This is a genomic window from Pedobacter sp. 01N310, from assembly GCF_056399805.1.
This window is the reverse complement of record NZ_JBFTSB010000007.1, coordinates 20,893-46,456: the sequence shown is the minus strand read 5'-3', so window position 1 is coordinate 46,456 and position 25,564 is coordinate 20,893. Positions and strand designations below refer to the sequence as shown.

The following is a 25,564-nucleotide window of genomic DNA, read 5'->3' as shown; positions in this document are numbered from 1 at the left end:
TCAAGTTGTTTAGGTTGTCTTCAAAAATTAAAAAAGCCTTATTCCTATGGCTCTGTTAAAAGTAATATTCAAATCACTGATTAATAGGATTAGACATTGCTTACTTTCAAGGCTGCAAATATATAATTATTAATTTAGATGCCATTTAAAATTGACGATTTATTTAAAAATGGGCTATTTTAATGACATTTATCTTCTTCTAAGAAGAATCTTGTGCCATTTTTATATTTAACAGAATTTTCTTCAAATACTAACGGGTCTGACCAAACAATCCTTTTACATTTTTATTAAATTTTACTAAAAACTTAGGTATTTGTAACATTACTGAGCTGATATCCTCCAATATACCTAGATTGTAAAAAACGAAATGCCGCGATGCTGCCATCAGCAGAAAAACATTTATCGCCTAGAATAGAAGAACCATTTTTATTGATCCTCAAATCTAAAAGTCGGCGATATCAAGAGCCCTCTTGCTAAATTTCAGATAAGTAACAATAACTTTCGATCCAATTTTATAACGGTTATAATCCTCTTGCTTAACCTCAATCCTTATTTTTTCATTTTTAATTAGGCCCGAAAAAGTCAGGTATTCTGCATGCTCTGTTTTGTCCCGACCGATAACTACACTCGTTAATCTGTTTTTACCGTTTAGTTTATCTTTCTTCCAATTGTATTTGCTATACCTATCTACCAACCAGGCAATGCAGTAGCAAAAACTAAACATTAATAATCCTATAGCTGCAAAAGCGATATAGTCGTAATACTTCAGATTGTTGAGCGTTTCCTTTTCTACAGCTAAAGCAGCGATTATCCCAATAAAGAATATAGCAGCAACAAGCGTAATTACTGCGATTCTCATAATTGTTTTTTGCGCTGTCTCCATTTGCGCTATTTCATCTTCAGTCAATGGAATATTTTCCTGTAACTGTATTTGCTTATAGTCTATTTGATGATTCTCCATTTATTCCCTAGATCTGTAGCAGATTAATAATTGTCCTCAACCAATAGCCGTTAGGGAGCAGTGACTATACCTTCTCGGTTAGATCGTGCTCTTGCCAGCGCAAACATTAACAGCAGGACAATTAAAGCAAAAACATTTTTCATTTCTATTTTCAGCAAAGGAGGTGAATTAAATTTTTCCTTTTTATTTAGGAAATTCAACCCACAAGTGATTGACAATCAAAACACAAACCCTTTCCAATTTCAACCGTTGCAAACTACTTTTTCAGCTCCCCGTGTATGGCTAAATTAAAAATTTTATCAATTAATTTCTCTTTCGTTACTGCAATAATTTCCGAAATTGTGGTTTGATATTTATCCAATTAGTTATTTATGAATACCTATCACTTCCATTTTAATAACGGCCAAAAAAACTCAACTATTCTGTTTTGGTTTTTCACCACCTTGCTGACTATTTCATTAACAGCCATCGTTTTACTACTACATCCGGATGCACTTTTCCCGGCCTGGCTATTGCTGATCTCCTTACCATTAATGTTTATGGCCATTTACAGGTTGTTTAAAGTGGCCTCCGAAAGGCGGTCGGGAGAAATTGTTTCACTAAGTAAAGAAGGCTTTACCAGTTCCTGTTTCGGTTCTGTTTTGTTTTCAGAAATATACTCCATTCAGGTTCCCGTAAAGCAAATAGGCCTTTTTGGGGGGCTACAGCAAGACTATTACAAAAACACAGACATAGATATTCCTTACCTGGAATTTTCGATCACCACTCAGGATGGAAAAAGGTTAAATTGGATATTGAATGAGTGGGGCGGAATTTATAACTCAGAAGAAGAATTTTTAATTTTCTTTAACTTTCTTACAGCGCTAACCAATCAGCTGTATCAACTTTATCACGTTAATGAGCCATATAACAGCTATTTAAAAATTCTTGGCGAGAAAGGTTCCTGGGAAAAGCGAGGTTAAGCTAAAAAGGCCTTTCAAACTGAACAACAAAAAAGAGGGTGTACCATAAAGGCGATTTCACCTCAGATGCTGTCATGTTGAGCCTGTCGAAACACCTTAAAGGAGTATTTAAACAGGTCCTTCGACAGACTCAGGATGACAAATCTATATTTATGATACAACTTCTTCAAGTGCACTTTTGGAGACTACTGTTGAACAATTAATTCCATTGCTCACGCTGTTTAACAACATGAAATCAGGGTCAAAATAGCTGTTTTAGCTGAGCCAGTGTACTTTTCTTAAATTCAACAATTTTTAACTTATTTTATAAATTGAGCGTTTTTCGAAAAAAATTTTGGTGTTTGAAATTAGGCTGAAAAGTCTAATAAATCTTTGAATAAAAAGTTCAAGGGAGTTTAGTGAACCATCATTAAACCTCTATTTCCCTTCCTTGAAGGCATTAAAAATTTATATTTCCCGAATTATTAAATGTAATGGCAGAGACCGAATCTGGATGAGGACTTTTGTAAAAAGATTTTAGTGATCAATCGGTTATTACGCCTTAAACCACATGTCAGATAAACTCCGACAACATACATCTTATGCTATACATTAGATACAACTATATCGACCTGTTGCAAAACATTAAAAACGGTTAAATTTTCTTTCAACCATGGTTACTTAAGGTGTTTTTTCTAGATAATCTGAGGGGGCAACGCCAAACTGTTTGCGAAACTCCTTACTAAAATACTTTCTATCGTTAAAACCAACAGCATAGGCGACCTCTGCAATACGGAGTTTCTTTTCATCCAATAACTGAGCTGCTCTTTTTAACCGCTGCAATTTGATAAAATCAGCTATAGAGAGATCGGTAAGTGATTTTATTTTTTTATACAAAACCGTTTGGCTCATCCCAATTCCATCAACTAACATGCCTACGTTAAAATCTACATTTTCCATATTGTCTTCCACCAGCTGCATGAGTTTGTTCAGAAACTTTTCATCTGGCGATTCTACATCCAATTTTCGTGGCGTAAGCATAATCTGCCTGGTGTATTTCTGTTTCAATTCCTCCCGTCCCTGTAAAAGGTTGCGTATATTTAATTCAAGTACCTGAATACTGAAAGGTTTTGTAATATAAACATCAGCCCCTGCTTCAAGTCCGTTAACCTGGTGCAAGTGAGAAGCCATTGCGGTGAGCATAATTACCGGAATATGGTTCGTCCGCTCCTCCTGCTTTATTCTCATACAGAGTTCCAGTCCGCTCAGTTCTGGCATTGTTACATCACTCACTATAATATCAGGAACATGTTCAATAGCAGCTTCCCAGCCCTTTAATCCATCAATACTTTCGAGGATATGATAGGTAGCTTTTAGCGACTGTACAATAAACCCCCTTAATTCATCATTATCCTCCACAACAAGTACCGTATATTTTTTCTCAACAATCGCCTCAGCATCTTCACCCGAAAGCCTTTCTGCTAGCTGTCCGGGCACATCTTCCAATATTTTTAGCGCACTATCGCCTGCTAACAGCTCTTCCGCTGAAAAATGTTCTTTTCCAGAACGGAGCAAGATCGTTAAACTGGTCTTACCATTTTTCCCTTCAACAGCTGGCTCACTTGAAACGGAGATCTGCCCTTTGTGCAGGTCCACTATATCTTTAACAAGGGCAAGCCCTATTCCCCAGCCTTCGGCCATAACACCACTTGATTTTACCTGATAAAAATTGGTAAACACTTTATCCTGCACATCTAATGGAATACCAATGCCGTTATCGGTTATCGTGACTTTAGCTTGCCCATCATGTTCTGCAATCGTGAAGATTATTTTTCCGCCATTAGGTGTATATTTAAAAGCATTGGAAAGGATATTGTAAAACACCTTCTCCATTTGGCCAGCATCAAAATATATCAAAACTTCTTCCTGTTTACTGTTGAATTGATAATCGATGTTTTTGAGTTCTGCCAAGCTCAGATAGGAACGGTAGATATTATGGCTAAAAGCAACCAGATCATTTTTAGAAACGTGTAGATTAACATGTCCGCTTTCTATTTTCCTGAAATCAAGTAGTTCGCTTATTAACCGCAACAACCGATCAGTATTTCTTCTGATGCCGACCAGCGAATGGTTAACTGTACTGTTCTCTTGCGTCAGTTTGATCAGCTTTTCCAGAGGAGCGAAAATCAAGGTCAATGGCGTGCGGATCTCGTGCGAAATCCTGGTAAAAAAATCGAGTTTCATCTGGAAAAGCTCCTGCTGTTGCTCGCTATGCAGCTGTTCGTAATAGAGTTTCGATTCTAATCTCTGCTGTCTTCTGGTAAACCGGAGTACAAAATACAAGGATAGACCTGCTATTGTAAAATACAACAGGTAGGCCCACCAGGTTTGCCATAGCGGAGGCAGTATCCGAATTTCCAATACTGTTGGATTTTTGTTCCAAAGGCCATCGTTATTGCTTCCTTTTACCAATAGCCTATACTTTCCAGAAGGCAGATTGGTATAGGTAGCAGATGGAATATTAACATAATTCCAATCCTTTTCAAAGTTTTCTAATTTGTATGCGTATTTATTACGCTGGGGCTGGATGTAATTTAAGGTTACAAAATCGACGGTAAAAATATTCTGACCGGCAGAAAACGTGATGGATTTGGTAAAACTGATATCTTCATTCAACAGTTGATCGGAGCCTCCAATATGCACCGGCTTGTTAAATAGTTTCAAGCCCGAGAATACTGTTTTTGGCACAACGGTATTCTCCTTAATATCTCTTGGCGTAAAGGCTACCAGTCCGTTAAAACTCCCAAAGTATAACTTGCCATTTTTGTCCTTATAAGCGGAGTTTACATTGAACTCACTGGAAGGCAGACCATCGCTTGTATTGTAGTTTTTAAAGCTTCTCCGTCGTGGGTCAAGTTTGGTAAGTCCCCTGTCGCTGCTTATCCACAGGTTACCCTCATTATCGTCTAATAGATTGGTAATGTTATTGCTGGGCAGACCATTCTGTTTATTATAAGTAGTAAACGAAGCGGTTTCAGGATGGTATAAGCTCAAGCCTCCGCGCATCGTTCCGATCCAGATTTTCCCCTGACGGCTTTCTCTTATACAGGTAATCAGATTAGATTGAAGACTGTCTTTATTTTTGGCTTTTTTTCTGAATATCTTAAATTGTTTAGCTCCAGGGCTCAACAAGCTAAGTCCGCTGATTGTACCGACCCATAAGTTCCTTTTTGAATCCTGATATACGAACCTAATGTAATTACTGCTAATCCTTAAACCTTTTCCTGGTAGGTCGGTGATATGTGTAAATATTTGTTTTTGGGGATCAAAAACATCCAATCCTTGGGATGAAGTACCGAGCAGCAATCGTCCCTGATCATCTGCTGATATACTTGATATGTATCCATAACTCAGTGCATTTGGGTTTTTAGGATTTGGAGGATAATGTTTAAACTTACCCGTGGCCGGAACAAAAAGTTCTAAACCACCTTCATATAAACCAACCCAGATCCTACCCTGGCCATCTTTAAAAATAGCTTTGACGGTATTATGGCTTAAACTGCTCGGATCAAAAGGATCATTCACATAATTTTTAAAAAGACCCGTTTTCACATTATAACAGTTCAGTCCCTGCCCTTCTGTACCTACCCACAGATTCCCCTGGTCATCAGCCTCTATTGCACTGATAATATCACCGCTGATGCTATTTCTATATTTATTATACTTATATACGTCAAAAGTAATGCTATTGTGGTGGTTAACATTTATCCCCCCAAACATAGTACCTAACCATATAGACCCTTGTTCGTCTTTATAGATTTCTTTGATAGAGTTATCACTCAAACTTTTTCTGTTATCCGGATCATGCTTGTAGACTGTAAAATTGAGCGTTTCAGCGTTCAAAATATTGAGGCCGTTCATTGTTGCCACCCATATATTGCCATTATTATCGAGCATAAGCTTTCGGATACTGTTGTTGCTCAATCCTTTTGGATTTAGGGCATCGTATTTAAACCGAACAAATGAGCCTGATTCGGGAACAAAAAGATTTAATCCGCCTTTTTCCGTTCCAATCCAGATCCTGCCTTTACGATCTTCTACAATGGTTTTAACGAAATTATCACTAAGACTTTTCTGATCCTCGGGGCGATGATTAAAAGAAGTAATTTTGAATCTGCCCTTCTCTGATTTCATCATACTCAAACCATTGGTGGTACCTACCCATAGTATACCTTTACTATCTTCAAAAACGGCATATACAGCATTGCCAGCAAGACCATCTTTTTGATAAAAATTGATAAATTTTCTGGAAGAGGGTTTTACCAACATACTGAGCCCATTACCCGTAGCAAACCATAATCTTCCCTTTCTATCTTCTGAGATGCAATTAATGCTTTTATTGCTTATCGAATTCTTATCCTTTTCATTGTAGATGATGCGTTCAAAAGCATCTTTTTCAGCGATATAGCGGTTTAGCCCATTTTGTGTTCCAATCCAAAGATTTTTTTCATGATCCTCTTTCAGTGCGAATATGTAATCATCGGAACTAATAGAACTATTATCGGAACTTGTTCTGTAAATTTTAATCGCCTTACCATTATATCTGTTTAAGCAATCGCGTGTACCAAACCACATATAGCCCCTGCTGTCTTTGCAGATGGATTGAACCGTACTCTGTGAAAGTCCATTGTTTACCGACAAATGATCAAAAGAAAGCTGCGCAAAAGCTTCATTAAAAGAACATAGCAATATCATGCTAGCGATCATTAATGTGTTAAAAGGGCTCTTCATTGGGATGATTGGAAATGATAAATACAGATTTGAAACAATATACATCATTCTCTACAGGTTTACAAATCAGTTCAAACTACTATAATTTTTCACCTAAATAGATTAAATAATATCATTTTTGCAATTCTTCCAATCAAGCCTGACCGGTAAGCTATGTCGCCTCGTCCTTTTTTTACACAAACAGATCATTTCGGAATCTTCAAATCTGCAATTAGCTTCAAGTAATCAATTAAAAAAGTTCGTTAATAGTCTTCCCAGGAGCACTAAATACAAAGAGCTGCATTCATAGAGTATGAATGCAGCTCTTGTTTTTATTCAATTGCAAAAGCACCTATTAATCTTTGCTGGTTATAACTTGGTGTTCGGATCTTGTCGGGTTAACCCTACGGGACAAGATCTACTAAGTATACTTTATATCTTCACTATTTTCACTGTAGCTATCGATTTATTGTTGCCATATATTCTCACTACATATAAACCTGCGCTCAATCCAGATACATCAAAGTCAACACTGTCATTGATAAGTCTCCCACGCTGTAAAGTTCGGCCAAATATATCGAACAGCCGCGCTTCCTGAGCACCGTTATACCCAGTGAGATTTACATGGAGTACCCTTTCTACAGGATTGGGGTATGCCTGCACTTTTATATCTTTATGCTCAGGTACTGTTTCGTTGTTAATCACACTGTTCTTTATTCCTGATGGCATTACAGACATCGATAAGCCCTGAGGTGCGCCCGCTGCTGGTGTTAACAGAAGCTGCGGGCGAAGTGTTGTACTGGTAACTTCCCTTGAGTTAAACGAAGCATCTGACGAACCATTTACAACTGTTGAAACGATGCGAAGCGACAATGTTTTATCTCCCGAAAATTCTGCTAACGCCTGGTTCGTAATATTCCATTCGGCCCATCCAGAACTTTGACCATTAATGGTTGCCAACAACGTAGTGGAAGCGGGTTTGTTATTCCAGTTAATACCTGTTTCCGTCCAGCTATCTGTAGGCACATAGTACACCTGCCAAGTAGTAGCTGCTACGCTGGTACCAGCTGAAGCAATATTTAACCTCAGTTTAGCATTATCAAAACTATTTGCTGCATTTAGGTCAAACTTTAAATATACTTCCCTGCTATATGAGGTACCGTCCTTTTTTACCGTTAATGTAGTTGCTGTTCCAAAATTGGAAGCAGCATAGCTACCATCTCTTACATAAGCATCTGCCAGAGCGCCGACCACTGAGTTAACTTTTAGGGTCTGTTCTACCGGCGTGGCTGCTTCATAAATATCATTACCTGCCTGCGAAGCCGTAATTGTGCTTGAACCTTCGCCAACAATGGTCACCGTACTGCCACTTATTGTAGCTACATCAGTATTGGAACTGGTATAATTAACAGCGAGACCAGATGAGGCAGTTGCTGTTAAATTAAATGCCGGATCGCCCATGTTTTTTGTTGGCATTGCATTAAAGGTAATGGTTTGTGGGGTTAAAACACGAGCCAATGTAATTTCTACTGGTAACCCATCCACGGTTGTGAATTGAATTGTAGTTTCTCCATTTGCCGTACCTGTTATGTTAGCATTAGCATTGGGCTGGGAAATTTGCCAGTTTGTTCCTTTTATGGTAATGTTTATCTGTTTGCTTATAGATGGAGTATATTCTCTATAGGCAAATCCCAAATCAGGATTATTTACTGCTATTTTAAGGGTTTTCTGTACCGAATCATATTGCGACATTGTTAAACAAGGATAGTCAGCACCAGTTAATAATCCCGTATTGTTTATTCCTGAAAGGGCAGCAAAAAAAGCATATCCAAAAATAGGGCTTCCATTTGTTGGTTTGTATTCTACGATGTGGGCAACATTATCTTTACGATGTACGGTATAAGGTTTGTTGCCGGCACCTACTTGGCTGTCTAAATTAGTCATGTCTGTGGTGGTGGCCTGAGGCATGCAAATGTATTCGTAGCCTTGATTTGATGGAGCAGTTCCATGATCGATATAACCTATGGCATAGTTTCCTATCGGATTATTGGCAACATTTTGGCTGGCTATTGGAATTGTGTGCTGTGGTGTTTGTTGATCAGCTCTTGTCAGTTTGATCGTACCACTTCCCGCAAAAACATAAAAGCCGGTACCGAAATTATCAACAAGCCAGTGGTTATTATTATCTGTATAGCTGTTGTTGTAAGTACTTGTTTGCAATAAATTACCGTCTACATTTACCTGGTCTTTACCAGTTATTGCTTTACGTTGATACAAGGTTGTTAATGTAGTATTTGTTGCATCATTGTTGCCAATATTAGAACCAAGGCAAATCAACATATTGTCAAACGCAAAAACAGATTTTTTGAAAACAAATGTCGGGTTATGGTTTTCCGAAGAATAGGTTGTTCCCCATCCTCTTCCAGTTGCTTCCTGAAAATCCATGGCAAACATACCATAGGTGCCATGAATCGCTTTTAGGTAATTACTGTTTTTATTTACAAAACTTAAAGAACCTGCAAACTTTTTCTGTTGTCTTTCATCCAGATTGCTTTTTTCGGCATGAAGCTTATCCCATGGAAGTCGGATAACCGTAGTTCCCGGATTGTAATTCCAATTCCAGGTTGTATAGTCAAATCCATTTCCAGTTGGGGCATCTCCAGGATAAACGATATTAATGGCGCCATAACTTTGATAACGGCCGAAACGGTTGGCATCTGGATAAGTTTCTGTGCCAAACATATTGTCATTGAATCCTTTACATACCACCAGCCAATTGTTTTTACGATAAATGCCCGCCATACTATGATTGAACTGGAAATAACCTTCGTTGTAAGGTGCTATAGTGTTGTCACCAAATGCTGCATAAGTACCCCATAAACGAGTGTAAATGTTAGCCATAACCGGATCTGAGGCCCCTGTACCTAAGATACTTCCTCCTGTCAATGCCATACTACGGAAATCGTATCTACTAATGGTAGTAGCTACTTCTTCGGGTTTTCTTCCTGTCATAGTTAAGAATCTCGTAGTTGCATCATTGGTAAACATAAGTTGTGCCATAAGTGCATCTCTAAAACGAAGATAACCTGCACCGCTTATCTCAAAGGAAGTTTGCCGTAAACATGAAAAAATACTCGTTGCATAGCTTAAATCATACATATATGATGGATAGGCTGCCCAGTGATGAAATCCTGAACCGTCTGGCTTTAACCCGTCCTTAGTCCCTTCTGAATAGGCGGCAAATGCTTCCATTTCACGCTTGAAAGCAGTCATATAACGAAAACGTTCATCGGCAGCGTCAATCCATTTTACATAGGCCATGGTAACAACTCCTGAGTTTCCAACATGGTCTACATTAATGCCAGAAACTGTAGGATTCCATATATAGTCGAAATTATTCTGTTGATACAGTACATTTTCGAACAAGCTTTTTACATACGAGTTGTCTTTAATGCTGGGTATTAGTATTGCTGGTTTTGCAAAATCTCTATAAGAATATTGATTATAGTCTAAAGCCAATGTTCCTTTACATACGAGGTCTGATACCAACCACACCGTGTTAAGGGCTTTGGTATAGGTGTCAGTATCCTCGGGATGAAATTTGAGTTGTTGGGCAAAAGTTTTTAGAAACGTCGTTTGACCATAGCTGGTAATATTTCCAGTGATATTATATCCGTTTACCACAATATTAAGTGCATTATAACTAGTTACGGCCGCAGCAAGTGCTGTAGTGGTTGGTTCGGTTGTGCCTAAATAAGAGTCAGAAAAACGCTGATATATGGTTTCTATCTCTGCTTCTATCGTTGCATTTGATGCCACTAAAGGTAAATCAGGATTTGGCGTGTAAGAGCAGGCTGGTGTTGGTGGTGGAGATGTTAATACCTGATACTGTACTTTTCCGGCAGGGTAGCTAACAGAAGCGGTATAGCCACTCGGATTTTGAACGGTTCCAAAGCTTCCCGTAATAGTTCCTGTAGTTAATTGTACAAAACTGAACTGTGCGCCAGCTTGAGGGGTATATGAATTAGTGTAATCAACCTTCAGCGTTGTTGAGGTTCCTATGGTAACATTTCCCGTTGCTGATAATTGATCATAATTAGTTCCTGGTGTTGTTGCTCCTTTAGTTTGTACACGCATAGAGCCACTGTTGTTCAATGTAAAATTACCGTTTACTTGTAGAATTCTCGTTCCGTTATCTCCAGTGGTAGTGCCAAAATTCAATGAATTTACCGTAAGATTTCCGTTTATAGTGACGCTTGTCTGCGCTGCAGAAGCATTGTAAGCATTATCAATATTAAAACCATTAAGCACTGCCGCTGTAGGATCAAAATTAATTACACTTGCACTGGTTGTTGTACCTGTACTTCCAGAAATGGTAAGGTTAGAAGCGGTATTGCCTTTTATTAAATTACTTGCAGCCCCTTGTTTAAGAGCAGATACCTGTAGATTATAGCCCGCAAGATCAAGTGTAGAGGGTTGGTTGTATAAAATTGGGTCATACAACTTGCAATTCCCTGATAATGCATGGTTTGTTTTAAGTAGTAGACCGAAGGAAAGATTGTTTGGCATGGTGCCAGTTCCTGGAGACTGAATTAAGTTAATCGTTTTTGCTGTACCCCCTAAGTAGATCCCCCTATTGCTACTGTAGTCGTGTATGCCTGTGGTGCCAACAACGTCTCCATTGGTGTTAAAAAAATTACTTCCTGAGGCTGCTTGTAACGTTTTTATAATGCCATTCCAGGTAAGAATACCATTAATGTTAAATGTACTGGCAGAAGCATTATTGTTATGGATAATTTTCCCTCCAGTATTAATAGTTAAGGCTCCAATACTCATTCCTGAGGTAATAGTGGCTATACCTCCATTCAAAATAATAAGGTTATCAGTTGCAACTATAGTGGCTGTGGTTAAACCGGTAAGTCCATCCGGATTGGTGGTCCAGTTGGCGTTAACTGCACCGCTATTCCCCGCTAAGGTAGCAGAGGGCGAGGCGGTATAGTAATCTGTAGCAAGAAGTTTGCCCGAAAAGCTACAAATTACCAGCAGTAATAGAAAAGTAGTTTTTAGTCTCATACATTTTGGTTTATTGGTTAGAAAATAAGGATGATTAAGAGGCTACTCGATAGTATTGATCTGCGTTCTTTAGATTTCTCTTTGTTTGTTTATTGGTTAGTTTGGTTAGTTCATAAAGGAAAGCTGCGTCACGTAGCTTATTTGCTCAAGGCTGTRCAATCCCGTTATATCAAATATTGGGTTTCTATTTCAAAACAGGGGGCACGAATCGGTTAGATTGGGGGTGAAGATCAACCTACTTGTATATTGAAGCATCATGGCTCTATCTTTACTGCAACAGAAGCTCTCTTTCTGATCACCGAGATATTGAAAATACTATTTTTCAGGATTCTGTTTTAAATTAAACCGAAGTGTGCATAGTGCTTAAATCATTCCTGTTTTATGAAGACACCAATACAAACAACAGCACTTAAAATAAAATAGCAGCCAAAGCGAACTGACTGCTACCCTGCTTAGTTTCTTTATCAATTGCATCCAGAGAAACAGATTTCCAACTGTACATATAAACCCTATACCTGGGCAACACTCACCATGTGTTTAGTTCATATATCGATACATCAATTATAATTTCCCTAAATCACACTAAAGGCAGTGGCGTTTGAATTAATAGACTATTAACCTGAGTTCGATTATTAAATCTCACTTTGCGACGTTTTAATCAAGTTTTCTGTTAAGTCGGTCGTCATCCAGAATTTATTTCAGGGTCTTTCCCGCCAAAAAAGATGCTGAAACAAGTTCAGCATGACGATAAGATTAGGAATAAACCTTGTCTGATAGTTATTTTTACAATTTAATAATCGAACTCAGGTTATTAACAAAAACGATCCTGTGCTAAAGTTAAACCGATGTTCATCCGGCTGGTTAGTTGGCCAACACAAACCCATCATTTGTTTTCTGTAGCCACTCCTGAAGTTTTGGACGAAGTTTTTTAACCTGTTCGCTATTTCTATCATATTGATTATCAAGCTCAAAAGGATCATTCTTTAAATCAAACAAATAGCCAATTACATGATCCCCTTTTCTCTCATAGGCGAGTTTATAGCGGTCAGTGCGTAGCCCCCTGAAGCCGGAACTATTTGGTTTACTATAGGCAATACCGCCCATAATAAATTGTTCTGTGGGTATGCTGCCCTTCCTGTTCAGCAAATAGGAAGCATAACTTTTTCCGTCAACAGTGTTTGGAATTGAATTTTTGTTACCTGTTAAGTCAAGCAGTGTTGGATAAACATCAGGCATACTTAACAGGAGCTTATTATCGATGCCTGGCATAATTTTCCCTTTCCAGTAGATAATAAAAGGAACACGCAGTGATTCTTCGTAAATATTATTCTTTGAAACTTCATCATGTTTGCCCAAACAGTTACCATGATCGGCAGTAATGACAACAATGGTATTTTCCAGCAGCTTTTTATCCTTTAGGGAACGGATTATACGTCCGATCTGATCATCAACACCGGTCATATTTGCATAATAGTTTTTGATGTTTTTACGGTATTCCTCTCCCATTGGGCTGCCTGCAGGTGGGATATTGGGATCATGCAGCAGCGAATCAAGTGAGATATTTTGATAAAGGGCCGTGTATTTTTCTGGCACCATATCATATGGCGAATGTGGCGGATTGATGGAAACGACCAACGAAAAAGGAGCCTTTTCTTTTCTTATCTTTTGTTTATTGTCAAAAAAATCTATGGCTTTATCTGCCTCATGCTCTGGCCCCCATTGGTTTACATAATGAAAGCTGTCGCGGGGATCTTTAGTATCCCAGTACATCGGTCGCAAGTGGTAATCGTATGTACCATAAGCATACCAGTAATCGAAACCATGTCTCTTTTCTGGAGGTGTCCATTCGTTCCAGGCTAATTTCTCAGTGTTGTTGGCGGTAGGAATATAGGGTTTGTGCGGAGAATCTAAATGCCATTTACCGATGTAACCATTGGCGTATCCACCTGCTTTTAACACGTCAGACCAGCATACGATTTCGCGTGGAAGTTCCACCCCATATGGAGCCGACCCGGAGTTGACATTGGCATATACCTTATTTTTAAAAGAATAAGTCCCGGTAAACAGCATCGCCCTAGATGGCGAACAGACTGGATTGTTGGCCACCATTTGACCAACCGTTAAACTCTCTCTGGCAAATGCATCAATATTGGGTGTTTTTACTTTTTCCTTGCCTAAATATCCTAGTGCCTGACCACGCCACTGGTCAACCAGAATGATGACAACATTCGGCTTTTTGCGCTGAGCAAAACTTAGGTATGGAAAGACCAATAGCAGCCCTAGCAATTGAAACAATATGTATATTTTCTTTATTATCATTATCTTTTTCTTTAAACTAAATAATCTGTGTTTTACAGTTTCCGCATTCAGCTAATCTATAAGAAGATCAATACTATTCTTTAATGCCATCGACTAAAGTCTTATGAATTTATGCATACGCCTGAACATTTTCTAATATGCATAGTTTTAATAAATGGAGAAATAGCGAGATAACCATCGTTTTGTTATAAAAAGTCTAGGAGCACGCCATCCAACGGCTCCATAACTATCCCAAAAGCCTGTCACATCACGACAAGTTTATTTTTCTACGTATCCATTCAATCATCCTACAATCGGGGCTATTTTCAAAATATAGCATATCACCGCTAAAAAACAGCATAAAATATGGTCTGTATCTACCTCCTTCCAGCAGCCTAACGCTACTCAATTTAAGGATTATAGGTAGCAATAATTAGCTTAAAAGGCTGTTTCTGGGGCTTATACCAGACAACAGCCTTAAAGTGCTTATTCTTTTATTTTTTGGTACCTCAATAAGGCTTCCATAAAATAATAGTCAGCATATATCAACGGAACATCGATCTCAGAATTATGTGGATAGCTACCTACACAGTGTTTTAATATAAAACCAGAATTGCTGCCCGGCTTAGCCAGATATGTACTATCAGACAATGATTGTAACATTTGTTCAGCGGGTTTGAAATACTTTTTGCTATCCTTAGAAAAAGTACTCAGCTCTATTAAGGCAGAGGCTACAAGAGCGCCCGCAGAAGCATCGCGAGGGATATAAGAAAGTTTTCTTGACTCATAGTCCCAATCTGGAGTAAAGCCTTTCTGCCCCTCGTTAAAGTCCCAGTTAGGAATTTTATCTTTTGGCAGGTTTGGATTGTTCAGGTAAAAATCAGCTGCCTTTTGTGCAGCTTCCAGAAAGCGTTTATCTTTGGTTTCTCTGTACATCATCGTAAAGCCGTAAATGGCCCAGCCCTGCCCTCTAGACCATGTAGAATTATCTGCATAGCCCTGATTGGTCTGCCTGTGCAATACTTTACCATTTGCACTATAATCAACCACGTGATAGGTGCTAAAATCGGGTCTAAAATGGTTCTTCATCGTATTTAAAGCATGGCTGATGGCCGCATTTTTATACTTAGGGTTACCCGTAATTTTAGATACATAACAAAGCAGCTCCAGGTTCATCATATTATCAATAATAACCGGATATTTCCAGGTGGTTTTCTTGTCCCACGATTTTTTTTCATTCCATGATTTGATCAGCCCTACTTTAGGATCGAAACGGGTTAAAGCCGACTCTGCTGATTGGATCAGGATTTTCCGGTATTGATCCAATTTTTTGGGATCTTTCTCAAACTTCATTGCATTGCCATAAGAGCAGTACATTACAAATCCTATATCGTGGTGTTGAGTTAAAAATTGTGCTTGCTCCAAGGCCTCTGTCCATTTGGTTGCTGCAGCTTTCCATTCCGGATTTTTAGTATATTCATAAATATACCACAGATTTCCAGCAAAAAAGCCTTGTGTCCAATCCTTAATATCGGTACTTTTTAAAGAACGGTCTTGATTTATGGTACGTGGAAAACGGGTTAAGTCTGTTGAGGTTTTCAGCAGTTCTCTATACTGTTTTTCGGCAACGGTAAAATCATCTTTTATCAACTCACTTTTTGGCGAAAGCCATAGAAAAGCTGAAAGTACGACCATCATTGTTAACGTACATACCAGTACAAAACTATAGTGCTTAATGTTAAAAGAGGTTTGTTTCATTTTTATTTGGTTTGTTTAATTTTAAGTTGAGCTCATGGCATTTTGGCCAGAAAATACGGAAAGTCTTCCCTTCCCGATCCCGAAGCTTATAGATAATGGTCAATACGTTACCCCCTCCGCAAATGCAGATGAAATAAGCCATAAATACGATGCATTATAAATCTGTCTTTAGGTAATAATTGCCCGTTGTGATCGGTAAATCTTTCTTTGCGATCATTCCCTTATATATATTCCCTGTAGCCACAACAGCGCCCCTGTTATCAGCGGTTGGATAGGTCATACTCGAATCATGTGAGTAGCCCACCATATGGCCGATCTCATGTACAGCAACAAAACAGATGTCGAGGGTCAGGTAGTCTCTTAACACATGGTTAGCCACGCCAAAGGTCGACCCACCGCCCAGGCCGGAAACATTTACCACTACGCCGCAGTTGAATTCTGGTATATCTATTATCTTTTTAAATGCTTCCTGCTTTTGCTCCGCAGTTAATGCTACCTTATTGTTACCAGTAATCGGTTCAGCCAAAAATGCTGTCTGGGTTTGTTCTGCCTGAAACAGATAGGCCAGGTTGATGATAAGCCCAGAGAACCGGCGCACATCCTTGGCATCAATATTTTCCTTCCAGTTATTGTTAGGATCATCATTGCCATCAAAATCTTGGTATTTAATTTTCCATTTCAGTTTAGACAGACTCTTCAGCTTTTTGATCAGATCTGAATCACCGGTAAAATCAAACGATACTTTGTCTGTTGGGATACCAGTGGTTTTATATTGCGCAAGATCTATTTCCGCCCCATCGACATCAAGAAACTTCGTTCCCCCTTCGATGAATGGATATTTGATCTGTTGAGCAGCATGTGCCCTGATTTTCCCGATCTTGAACAGCTTTACCGGTTTTGACTGTCCCTGTATGGTTAAAAGTATAGTGGCATCTGCGATATCAACAGGTGCAAAATTCGCCACTTCAATAGTGGTCGCATTTATAGCTTTTACCCGCAGTACCTTGCCAATTTCATAACGCCTGGCCTCGGAAGTAAGGAGTTCCATAGATTCACCATCCTTGAACATCAGACTGGAATTGCTATCGTTATCAAAATTATACCCAACTGTTGTTACAGGATCTGGAAGGGGTGGCGTTGGTCTTTCCTTTTTACAGCTGAAAAACGAAATGGTGAATAATAGAAAGATGAGTTTTTTCATAACAGATAGTTGATTTTATTCTTTTTTTAGGTAATTCTTTATTACAAATATTCAATTTCTTTACTGCGATGAGGGGGCAAAATTTGGTTTAAAAAGGGTGACTAATCTGCTTTTAGCATTATTCATATCTTTGCGCCCTGTAAGACTAAAGCCTATTGCAACTAGAATTGTTGTTCTTTTCACTAGATTGTAACTTTAAATACATATACAGGTATTCCTACTGGCAGTTTTTTAGGCACAGCGATATATAGGTGATCCGTTTTCTGTTTCCAAACTATAGGTTTTTTAGCGCCCAAAAGTTGTATAGACTTAATGGACTCCATTCCTGCTTTCAAGCTTTTAATGGTTAGATCTGGAGCTGTCCAACTACATGCATAGATATAAATGCTATGACCTTTTTTTGCAAAATAGATATCTGGATTAATTGTTTTAATGGTATTGTCGTTATCTGTATCTACTAAATCTGAAGTTTTCTTTAGCTTTTCATTTGTGGTTTTAGAAACTACTTCATTGGAAATAGTATATGGCTGTGTACCATAGATCGCCTCTTGATTTGTTCTCATCCATTGCCCTATCGCATTGAGATTCCCCAAACATTGAGTGGGTAATTCTCCTTTTCCATCTGGGTTTACGTTGAGCAAGAAGTTTCCGCCTTTGCAGGTAATTTCTACCAACTGCCTAACAATCAATTCAGGAGATTTCCATGCGTTATCATATTTGTTGTAACTCCAATGTCCGCTCATCGTAATACAAGCTTCCCAAGGCTTGGTTATTTTTGTGGCTGAGATCTGCTGTTCAGATACAAGGTAATCTCCAAGTCCATTGCCTATACGGCTATTGATAATGCAATTGGGCTGTAATTTTCTAATGAATGCCTCCAATTCAACACTCTGTGGCTTACTAATTAGCTCAGGGGTATCAAACCAAATAATGCCAATTGGTCCGTAATTCGTTAACAGTTCTTTAATTTGGGGTTTTACTTTACGCTCTAAATACCTGGCCAAATCCTTAGCATCTTCATTCGGGTAGTCCCATGTATTGCTCCTTCCTGCTTTTACTGGCCAATTAGTGGGCACATCAGGATCTTCCCAGTCGCGTCCGAGCGAATAGTACAGCCCTAGTTTCATTCCGTATTTTTTACATGCTGCAGCAAGTTCCATTATTGGGTCGCGACCCCATTTTGTAGTTTTAACAATATTATAATCACTTGCCTTAGAGTTATACATGGCATACCCGTCATGATGTTTACTGGTAAACACTACATACTTCATTCCAGCTGCCTTAGCGGCCTTAACCCAAGTTTCTGCATTAAATTTAGTGGGATTAAAATCATCAGCTATTTTAGCATACTCCTTAAGTGGAATACGTTCGTGCAGCATAAAATGTTCATATCCTTTTGCAGGTCTGCCCTTCCAATCGCCGGCTGTAACAGAATATAAGCCCCAATGCACAAACATACCGAACTTAGCCTCTTTCCACCAATCCATGTGTGTCGCATAATTAGCGGGCTGTTGTGCAAATAAAGTTCCACTCAGCAAAAGAAAGAACAAACTGATATTAAAAAATTGTTTCATATAATAAGTTTTTATATTGGATTTTTATCACAAAATCATCATTCGCTTTTTCCACCCATTGTGCCAGTTTTGGACGAAGAAGCTTATCCTGCTCACTGTCTTTACTGTATAAATAGTGAAGTTCGAACGGATCATTTTCTAAATACAAAAAGATAACCCGTTACACTTTTCCCTTTTTTCTGATAGGCCAGTTTATAATCGATTGTCCGGATACCCTAAATCCACTGTTTATTAAAGGCCGTTCCTCTCCACTTATCGGTTAGGATGATTACCACATTTAGCTTTTTATTCTTATTAGCTTGAGCTTTAACTGTTATGCAGCAAACCCCAAGCTTTACTAAGGAAAATAATTTCATATTACCCATATTATTTAGATTGACTAAACACCAACCATTTCTGGCTTTTTGCCGGAATGGTTACTTTTAACTTAGTTTTGGTTCCCCTTAAGTTTAATATTCGTGCTACTCCATCATTTTCACTCATTATTGCCTGATTCTTCAAACCGGTATAATAAAGATCAATATCAATCTCCCTGGTAATAGGCTCATCCAAAGGATTGTAAACCATCAACAAGCCTTTTTCTTTACCCAGTGGATCAGTGTGTAATAATGCATCGTAATCTCTGCCATCGGCCCTACGGATATGGATAACATCACCATCCAACACACTTCTATGTTTTTTATAAAAATCTACCCATTTTTTAACGAGCACCTCTGTTTCGGGGCTATCATAAAGCCGTGGACCGCGGTAACAAGCCTGTACCCCAGCACCAAAAAGATTGGCCAAACGTTGCTCATAATGTGGCAAATGTTCTTTCAAAGGCTCAATGGTGGCAGCTGGTCCGCCGCCATGATATTGTACCAGTGGAACAAACATCCAGCCCATTGAAGGCGTTTTTTCCCAGGTACCATCATATATATTCTGGCGTTCTATCATCTCCTGGTATTCCCTTGGAAGCGACCAGTTTGTCTCGCGATATCCCATTGCTGTTTTAGAGCTACCATTTAGGAAATACCAATCGGGTATATTTAAATAAATACCTTTTCCACGGCACCAACGATAGAAATCCCGTATTTCTATAAATTGCTTCCATTGTGAATCTTCCAAGCCTTTATGCCCAATATGATCTGTTGAAGCACAAATATCTCCCGGATAAGAACCATCATGTTCAAATACGCCCTGACCGGTGGTTTCAAAATAAGCATACAGTTTTTTAAAATAATCTTGTCCCCACGCGCTTTGTAAACAAGGTGATTTACTGAATTTTGGACTCATGCCGGATTTAGGCATCACCACATCTGTTTCTTTACTTATGGATCTGCTGGCGAGCAATGAATATCCACCCAAGGCAATATTTTTTGATTGTGCATATCTTTCTAAATTTTTCATCCGCTCAAGGTTAGCTGCCAAACCATCTTCCAGGTTTGCTCCACTTCCAAAAGTCATGATTACCATTTCAAATCCCACTTTGGCACACTGATCAATGGCTTCTTTAACCGATTTATCATCAGAATTGCTCACATGCATAATTGTAGGATTTTCGGTTGTCCACGGTGCAATCGTTCTGTACAGTTTCCGTTGCGCTAAACCTCTTCTTTCACGATCTTCACTATCAAAAAGAAGTTCCCAAAGCCGAACACCTTCAAACAACTTACCTGAAGCCAATTCCTGATTAATACCTTTTTGAGGTTTACACTCTAAAACAGTAGGATTTCTTAAGCCATAATCTACTTGTGTGGTATAGGATGGATCAGGTTGCCATGCGATAACCTGTGCATTAGCAGAATTATTCATGCCGCCGAATGCATAATCCGTTTCTGTAAAAATGGGTGGCAATTTCCAGGTTTGGCCCGATGGTTCACTTTCAACTTCTGTAGCAGCCAGGTGTTCGCTTTGCACATTATTGACCAGTATTTCTTCTTTACCATTGTTTTTGATGCTTACCCACTTACTCATCAAAGGTAGGCCATCATAAATCTCATAATGTACTTGTACTTCAAGATCGGCAAGAAAATTAAGAGAGGCACTTTGAACATTAGGTGCGCCAAGCATAACTACTCGATCTATTTTGCTTCGTCCAAGGGCACCTTTATTACTATTTTCATTTCCCCCACCTTTTGCATCTGTTTTTCCAACACGAAGATGTGTAGGCATTGATGCTAATGCCAGTTCCATATTTCCCGAAAAGGTTTCGCCATCTTCAGATTTACTGCAAATCATCTTATCCCCTACAAACAAAATTTTCACCCAAACATCCTTACCTGGTTGATAGTCGCTCCATTGAAGTCCCCGGTCATTATGGTTAACTGTCATTCGTTTAGCTGAAGGCTGCAGACAGATTTTACTGGTTTTGCCATCCGCGAACACCAGTGCTAACCCCAATCCGTAAGGGTTATAAGGACTTTTATTCTCTAGGCCATCTGTTCCGCTATTGAGTTTGCAAATAATTACCTGTGTTTCTTTCGGAATGGATTTCTCCGCATAAGACACAGCATTATGTGGTGCCAATATTTCGCCAGCCTTACCTTCATTGTTATAAGATGCTCCTTTTTCACTCACAATCTTCCATTGCGGCAAAACTTCAAGAAAATCATCTTTAAAGAGCACTTTTCGTTGCACATCAGAAGAAGTGGCATTAGCTATATTATTTATAGTCGCCGCATCTGCTTTATACGTAAAAGTCAATTCCATTCCTTTTGGTGGCCACGCCGGCTGATTCGGCATCCAGTTTGTTTTCCGATTCCATTCAAACCGTTCGCGAATGGGATTAGTGGTATAGGAAACCATTTTCATGCTGTAAGGATCTGCCTTGAGCGCTGGTATCCATTTTTTCAGCAAATAATTCCCAATGGGCTGGCCAGCTAACCCTCCAACCTTTATTTCGCATCCATTTACCCAAAGCATAGCTTCGGGTCCAACAGCTCTAAGCAGAGATTCATTGGTTGTCAGATTATCAAGCCCTATGGTAGCGGCATTTGGCGTTAGTGAAAAGGTTCTGGTAAGCAAGCCATTGCTAAACGCTAAATTCCCTTCTGTGGTTCTGTATATCGCTGCTTTTTTTGCGGTGTTAGCCAGCAGCCAATCTACATTGATTTTCAATGCATTTTTATCGTATAATGGAAGTCCCTTAGTATTTATCTGGGCAGACACTTGACCTACCGTTGTAAACAGTAGTGTTATCCAAATCATAAAACCCACGCTAATTATTTTTCTCATTTTTTTATTTGGTTTATCTTTGATAATCTTTCGACTACATTCATCAAATTTGTATATCAATTACCTAAAAACAGGGGTATTAATTGATTTAAATAAGGATAATAACAGTTAAAATGGGATTAGATTTATTTTACAAACGGTATTGCCACAATGCCCGATGAGGTACCATTTTCAAAGCCGCCTTTTCCATCCATCGTAGAGAAATACATGCAACGAGGTTTATTATTCTCAAAAAGAATAAAAGGTCTTTCCAATTGACCTCTTTTTTCAATTGTGTTATCATCCCATTGAATTGTTTTGGAATAAGCTTTCGCGTCACTATCCATTTTCCAATCTGTTCCATTGATTGAAGTAGCGGATACGCCTCCGCCAAGTTCACCCGTATATTTTGCTTTATGATCTTTAAAAACTACATGATATCCTTTTGAATCCTTCCACAGAAATGGATCTTCGAGTTCGCCTGTAAGTTTGGCACTAAAAACCGGTTGCTTATTATTCAATACTTTATAGGGGCCAAAAATATTCTTCGCATAGGCAACGCCGAGCGACATGTCGCTATATTTAGTTCCTTCGTAAGAACGGGCTTTAAAAATCATTAGTACCGATCCGTCCTTATTGATAACCATGGTGGGGTTGGATGTCAAAAAACTGTAGAATGTATTGGGTTCTGTTTCAAGAATTGGTTTGTCCATTCTTTTCCAAGGCCCATCAAGACTATTAGAAACTGCCAGGCCCACACGTTTGTTGCTTCTACCTATAATACACCATTTGCTATCTAAGGTAAGTTCGCCGCGCTTAGGATCTTCAAATGGATGAGTAGAGCCAACATAAAACATATAATATTTATCATTATGCTTGAAGATTTGTGGATTAAATACTGAACGGCCATCCCAATACTGTGCACCTCTGGTTTTAAGCGCTTTATTTACAAAACGAAAAGGACCTTCTGGCTTATCAGCAACAGCATGAATAATTTCTGCAGAAACCATCCAGCCAGGATGAAATACTATCGTATCTGAATAGCAAGATGAAAACAGATGGTATTTTCCATCGTCTCCTTTTATTACCGTATTATCCCAAACCCAATATCCTTTAAGGTAAAAACCACCTTTCTTTACTGCCTGACCCAGATGATGAAAGATTTCATTTTTTGAGTCCTTTTTTAACTGTAGCAAATTAGGTAGCATTTTTTGCTCTTGTGCTGATACTGTCTGAGCCGTAATTAAAATAAAACATAAAAACAATATGTTTTTTAATAGCAATGAAGCTATCGTGTTTGTTCCTGATATTTTCATAAATGAGTTTATTTTTTAATCCTGATTGTGGCAGGTTTACCGCAATATTGGCCTTGAGGCATGCTAACAACTATATCTTTGCCGTTGAAATTCAAACTGATTTGTTTTAAAACAGCATTCATTTCTGGATCAGTAACCGAAATCACATATTCGTTGCCTTTGTCTTCAATTAAAACAATGCATGGAGCCGAGGCTGTCAACGAAATCCCTGTTTCATTCAATTGTGTATTGGCTTTGTAGAATACGGCTTCAAGCAGTTTATTGCCAGCTAATTTCACCGCCTGAATCAGGGTATCATTTCTTAATACATTGAATGGTAATTTTTGCGATGGAATACCATCTCCAGCATAAACTACATATCCATACGTTCCGTTTGTTACTTTTTGTCCATGATCTACCCAAAGGCGAAGAATATCTGCTTTCCCTGGTAAGTTTTGAACTTTCTCGTTGGTTTGATTCATTTTTACCCAGTTGGTTTTCTTGCTTTCACAAACAAAAGAGGCATTCCTGGTAAATTCAGGTAGAATGGTATAAGCAAATTTACCCTTTTGCGACACCCATATTGGTTTTTCATTTACCATAAATGATTGTATCCCGGTAACCGCAGGACGGGATACTCCATTTTCGATAATAGTTACCTCATTTTCTTTGGCCGTTTGATCGATAGTGGTGCGTATTGATCCGTCCATTTTCGGATTTAAATTGGTAATTCCTGCCCCAAGAGCCACGAAATAATCACCCAACATAAAATAAGACTTGTATGCTTTCACTCCATACAAAGTCGGATTTTCCCCAACACTTGTGCCCTTATCATTCACATCATCCTTATCGGAGCCATTCATTTTTTCAAAAATAAACCCGGCCACGGCATTTTCATCACCGTTGGTAGCTGAACCCGCAAAATTATACCTACTGCAATAACCCCTCCAATTGGTAACCGGAGTTAGTTTATCCATTCCTTCACGGGCGGTTACTCCGGGAGCAGCTGTCACATCCCAGCCCCCAAATATTTTATTATATTCATTTCCTTTTTTCTGAAAAATTGTCATTCCATCGGCTGTGAAAAAATTATATTTATCAGCAAAACCTGCACTTTCCAGGCCGTCACAACGAGCGGAAGCCATGTTTACAAGGATATGGTACTTCTCATTTTTTTTAATCAAATCATCATTATTAAAAAATGATCTTGTCCCATTATAACCACTATTTGGATAATTGATCATTTTGATATTATTTCCTGCCGATTCCTTATCCAATTGTTCGAGCTCTTTTTTTTCCTCAGCGGTAAAGGAGTCTTTCCAGTCTTTGAGAATTGTTTTTAACATACCCAAATAGTGAATAGATCTACTATCTACATTATATCGCATGGAATAACGATCAAGGCAGGGTAAATTATATCCTTTATAATAATACCAATTACTTCCCCTGAAAAAATTAAGCAAAGCATCTGTATTTTCTTTTGTCAATTTCTTTTCCCAGGCGGTACCCTTTAGAGAAGTAAGCATGTTTAAAGCTGCCATTGTTCCATCAATAGGGTATCCCCATACCAAACTTTGTTTCCCATGTCCCCAACCTGCTCCGTCAACAGTAAAACCCTCCGTCCAGAAAGCCTCATTAAAAGTGTTTTGGGAGGTCATGCTAATTCCATTTTGCGAAACTTCCGCTATCAGATCAACCATCGGAATGGATTTGTACATGTATGCCACCAATAATAATGGCCGATAGGCCAACGCATTGCCGCCTACCCACCACACATGTTTTCTGAATCGATCAATCTGCACTACATTTTTATCCGTTTCATCATTTCTAAAAGGTTGCGTCCAGGCTTGTAAAGCTACTGCCTTCAACATATCACAAGTAGCATTTAGCCGCGTGTTTTTGCCATTCTCCGTCGCATTCATTTGTTTTAAGAAAGCAAAATAAATGTTAACCGCAGCTGTAGGCAGGGCAAAACAGGATGCATGAAAGCGATGTACTTTATTCGATCTGCTGATTTCTATATTGCCATAATGAACGATTGCTTTTATGTACTTATTAGTAAGTGCGTTTTTCTCACTTAACTCACCTTTACGATACCCTTCAGCAATTTTCCAAATACGGTTGTAAGCTTCATAAACCAATCCTGCAACGGTTTGTTGAATGGCTAAATCATTCTTTCGCGACAAGTTTTCGCTTACTATTTTTTTCTCCTGAGCTATTAAATCTGAAAACAGCCCCTCTTCATTAAGAAGAGAAATACATTCGGAAACAGTCAATTTTTCATCGCTCAATGAACTTACATGATAACCATGTGTCGAATAATACTGCCTGTAATCCGAGATTGATTTTTCCTTTACGAGATTTTTTGTTTTTTGTCCATCCGCATAATAGCGATGGTAATTGGCAAAAGCTATTCCTGATTCTGCGTTTTGAGAAAAAACTTTAACTGTAATGAGAATTAACAAGGCTGTTAAGCCAATAAAACTTTTTTTCACTTT

11 protein-coding genes are annotated in these 25,564 nt (G+C 38.7%); 1 reads left to right on the top strand and 10 read right to left on the bottom strand.

The window, feature by feature from the left end; all coding sequences use genetic code 11:
• Positions 1-442: 442 nt before the first annotated feature.
• Positions 443-961, bottom strand: coding sequence for a hypothetical protein (locus tag AC1DNH_RS15780; RefSeq protein WP_477578994.1), 519 nt, complete (start codon positions 959-961; stop codon positions 443-445).
• A 371-nt stretch (positions 962-1,332) separates the two neighbouring features.
• On the opposite strand from AC1DNH_RS15780, the gene AC1DNH_RS15775 reads away from it, so the two are divergent.
• Positions 1,333-1,923: a hypothetical protein gene (locus AC1DNH_RS15775; protein WP_477578996.1), complete on the top strand. Its 591-nt coding sequence runs from the start codon at positions 1,333-1,335 to the stop codon at positions 1,921-1,923.
• 660 nt (positions 1,924-2,583) lie between these two features.
• Here the strand turns inward: AC1DNH_RS15775 and AC1DNH_RS15770 are convergent.
• The 9 genes from AC1DNH_RS15770 to AC1DNH_RS15730 form a co-directional block, all read right to left on the bottom strand.
• A complete protein-coding gene (locus AC1DNH_RS15770; protein ID WP_477625504.1) occupies positions 2,584-6,657 on the bottom strand; it encodes a hybrid sensor histidine kinase/response regulator transcription factor in 4,074 nt (1,357 codons plus the stop codon).
• A gap of 447 nt (positions 6,658-7,104) precedes the next feature.
• Positions 7,105-11,745, bottom strand: coding sequence for a CBM96 family carbohydrate-binding protein (locus AC1DNH_RS15765; protein ID WP_477625503.1), 4,641 nt, complete (start codon positions 11,743-11,745; stop codon positions 7,105-7,107).
• A gap of 861 nt (positions 11,746-12,606) precedes the next feature.
• Positions 12,607-14,064 (bottom strand): sulfatase family protein, encoded by a 1,458-nt coding sequence (locus AC1DNH_RS15760; RefSeq protein WP_477584498.1) that lies wholly within the window; start codon positions 14,062-14,064, stop codon positions 12,607-12,609.
• 465 nt (positions 14,065-14,529) lie between these two features.
• Positions 14,530-15,801, bottom strand: a complete 1,272-nt coding sequence (locus tag AC1DNH_RS15755; protein WP_477584500.1) for a glycoside hydrolase family 88 protein — start codon at positions 15,799-15,801, stop codon at positions 14,530-14,532.
• 154 nt (positions 15,802-15,955) lie between these two features.
• Positions 15,956-17,002, bottom strand: coding sequence for a hypothetical protein (locus tag AC1DNH_RS15750; RefSeq protein ID WP_477610030.1), 1,047 nt, complete (start codon positions 17,000-17,002; stop codon positions 15,956-15,958).
• A 182-nt stretch (positions 17,003-17,184) separates the two neighbouring features.
• Positions 17,185-18,576 carry an alpha-L-fucosidase gene (locus AC1DNH_RS15745; RefSeq protein WP_477579436.1) on the bottom strand — a complete coding sequence of 464 codons (1,392 nt, stop codon included), beginning with the start codon at positions 18,574-18,576 and terminating at the stop codon, positions 17,185-17,187.
• Positions 18,577-18,942: 366 nt separating this feature from the next.
• Positions 18,943-21,792 (bottom strand): hypothetical protein, encoded by a 2,850-nt coding sequence (locus tag AC1DNH_RS15740; RefSeq protein ID WP_477579438.1) that lies wholly within the window; start codon positions 21,790-21,792, stop codon positions 18,943-18,945.
• A gap of 125 nt (positions 21,793-21,917) precedes the next feature.
• The gene (locus AC1DNH_RS15735) at positions 21,918-22,979 is read right to left on the bottom strand and encodes a glycoside hydrolase family protein (protein WP_477579440.1); all 1,062 of its coding nucleotides are present in this window, start codon (positions 22,977-22,979) and stop codon (positions 21,918-21,920) included.
• Positions 22,980-23,095: 116 nt separating this feature from the next.
• A complete protein-coding gene (locus AC1DNH_RS15730; protein ID WP_477625502.1) occupies positions 23,096-25,561 on the bottom strand; it encodes a polysaccharide lyase family 8 super-sandwich domain-containing protein in 2,466 nt (821 codons plus the stop codon).
• Positions 25,562-25,564: the final 3 nt, after the last annotated feature.

What these genes read in the sequence shown, in the direction of transcription:
- AC1DNH_RS15780 (WP_477578994.1), bottom strand. Translation starts at nt 961, where the DNA reads ATGGAGAATCATCAAATAGACTATAAGCAAATACAGTTACAGGAAAAT.
- AC1DNH_RS15775 (WP_477578996.1), top strand. Translation starts at nt 1,333, where the DNA reads ATGAATACCTATCACTTCCATTTTAATAACGGCCAAAAAAACTCAACT.
- AC1DNH_RS15770 (WP_477625504.1), bottom strand. Translation starts at nt 6,657, where the DNA reads ATGATATTGCTATGTTCTTTTAATGAAGCTTTTGCGCAGCTTTCTTTT.
- AC1DNH_RS15765 (WP_477625503.1), bottom strand. Translation starts at nt 11,745, where the DNA reads ATGAGACTAAAAACTACTTTTCTATTACTGCTGGTAATTTGTAGCTTT.
- AC1DNH_RS15760 (WP_477584498.1), bottom strand. Translation starts at nt 14,064, where the DNA reads ATGATAATAAAGAAAATATACATATTGTTTCAATTGCTAGGGCTGCTA.
- AC1DNH_RS15755 (WP_477584500.1), bottom strand. Translation starts at nt 15,801, where the DNA reads ATGAAACAAACCTCTTTTAACATTAAGCACTATAGTTTTGTACTGGTA.
- AC1DNH_RS15750 (WP_477610030.1), bottom strand. Translation starts at nt 17,002, where the DNA reads ATGAAAAAACTCATCTTTCTATTATTCACCATTTCGTTTTTCAGCTGT.
- AC1DNH_RS15745 (WP_477579436.1), bottom strand. Translation starts at nt 18,576, where the DNA reads ATGAAACAATTTTTTAATATCAGTTTGTTCTTTCTTTTGCTGAGTGGA.
- AC1DNH_RS15740 (WP_477579438.1), bottom strand. Translation starts at nt 21,792, where the DNA reads ATGAGAAAAATAATTAGCGTGGGTTTTATGATTTGGATAACACTACTG.
- AC1DNH_RS15735 (WP_477579440.1), bottom strand. Translation starts at nt 22,979, where the DNA reads ATGCTACCTAATTTGCTACAGTTAAAAAAGGACTCAAAAAATGAAATC.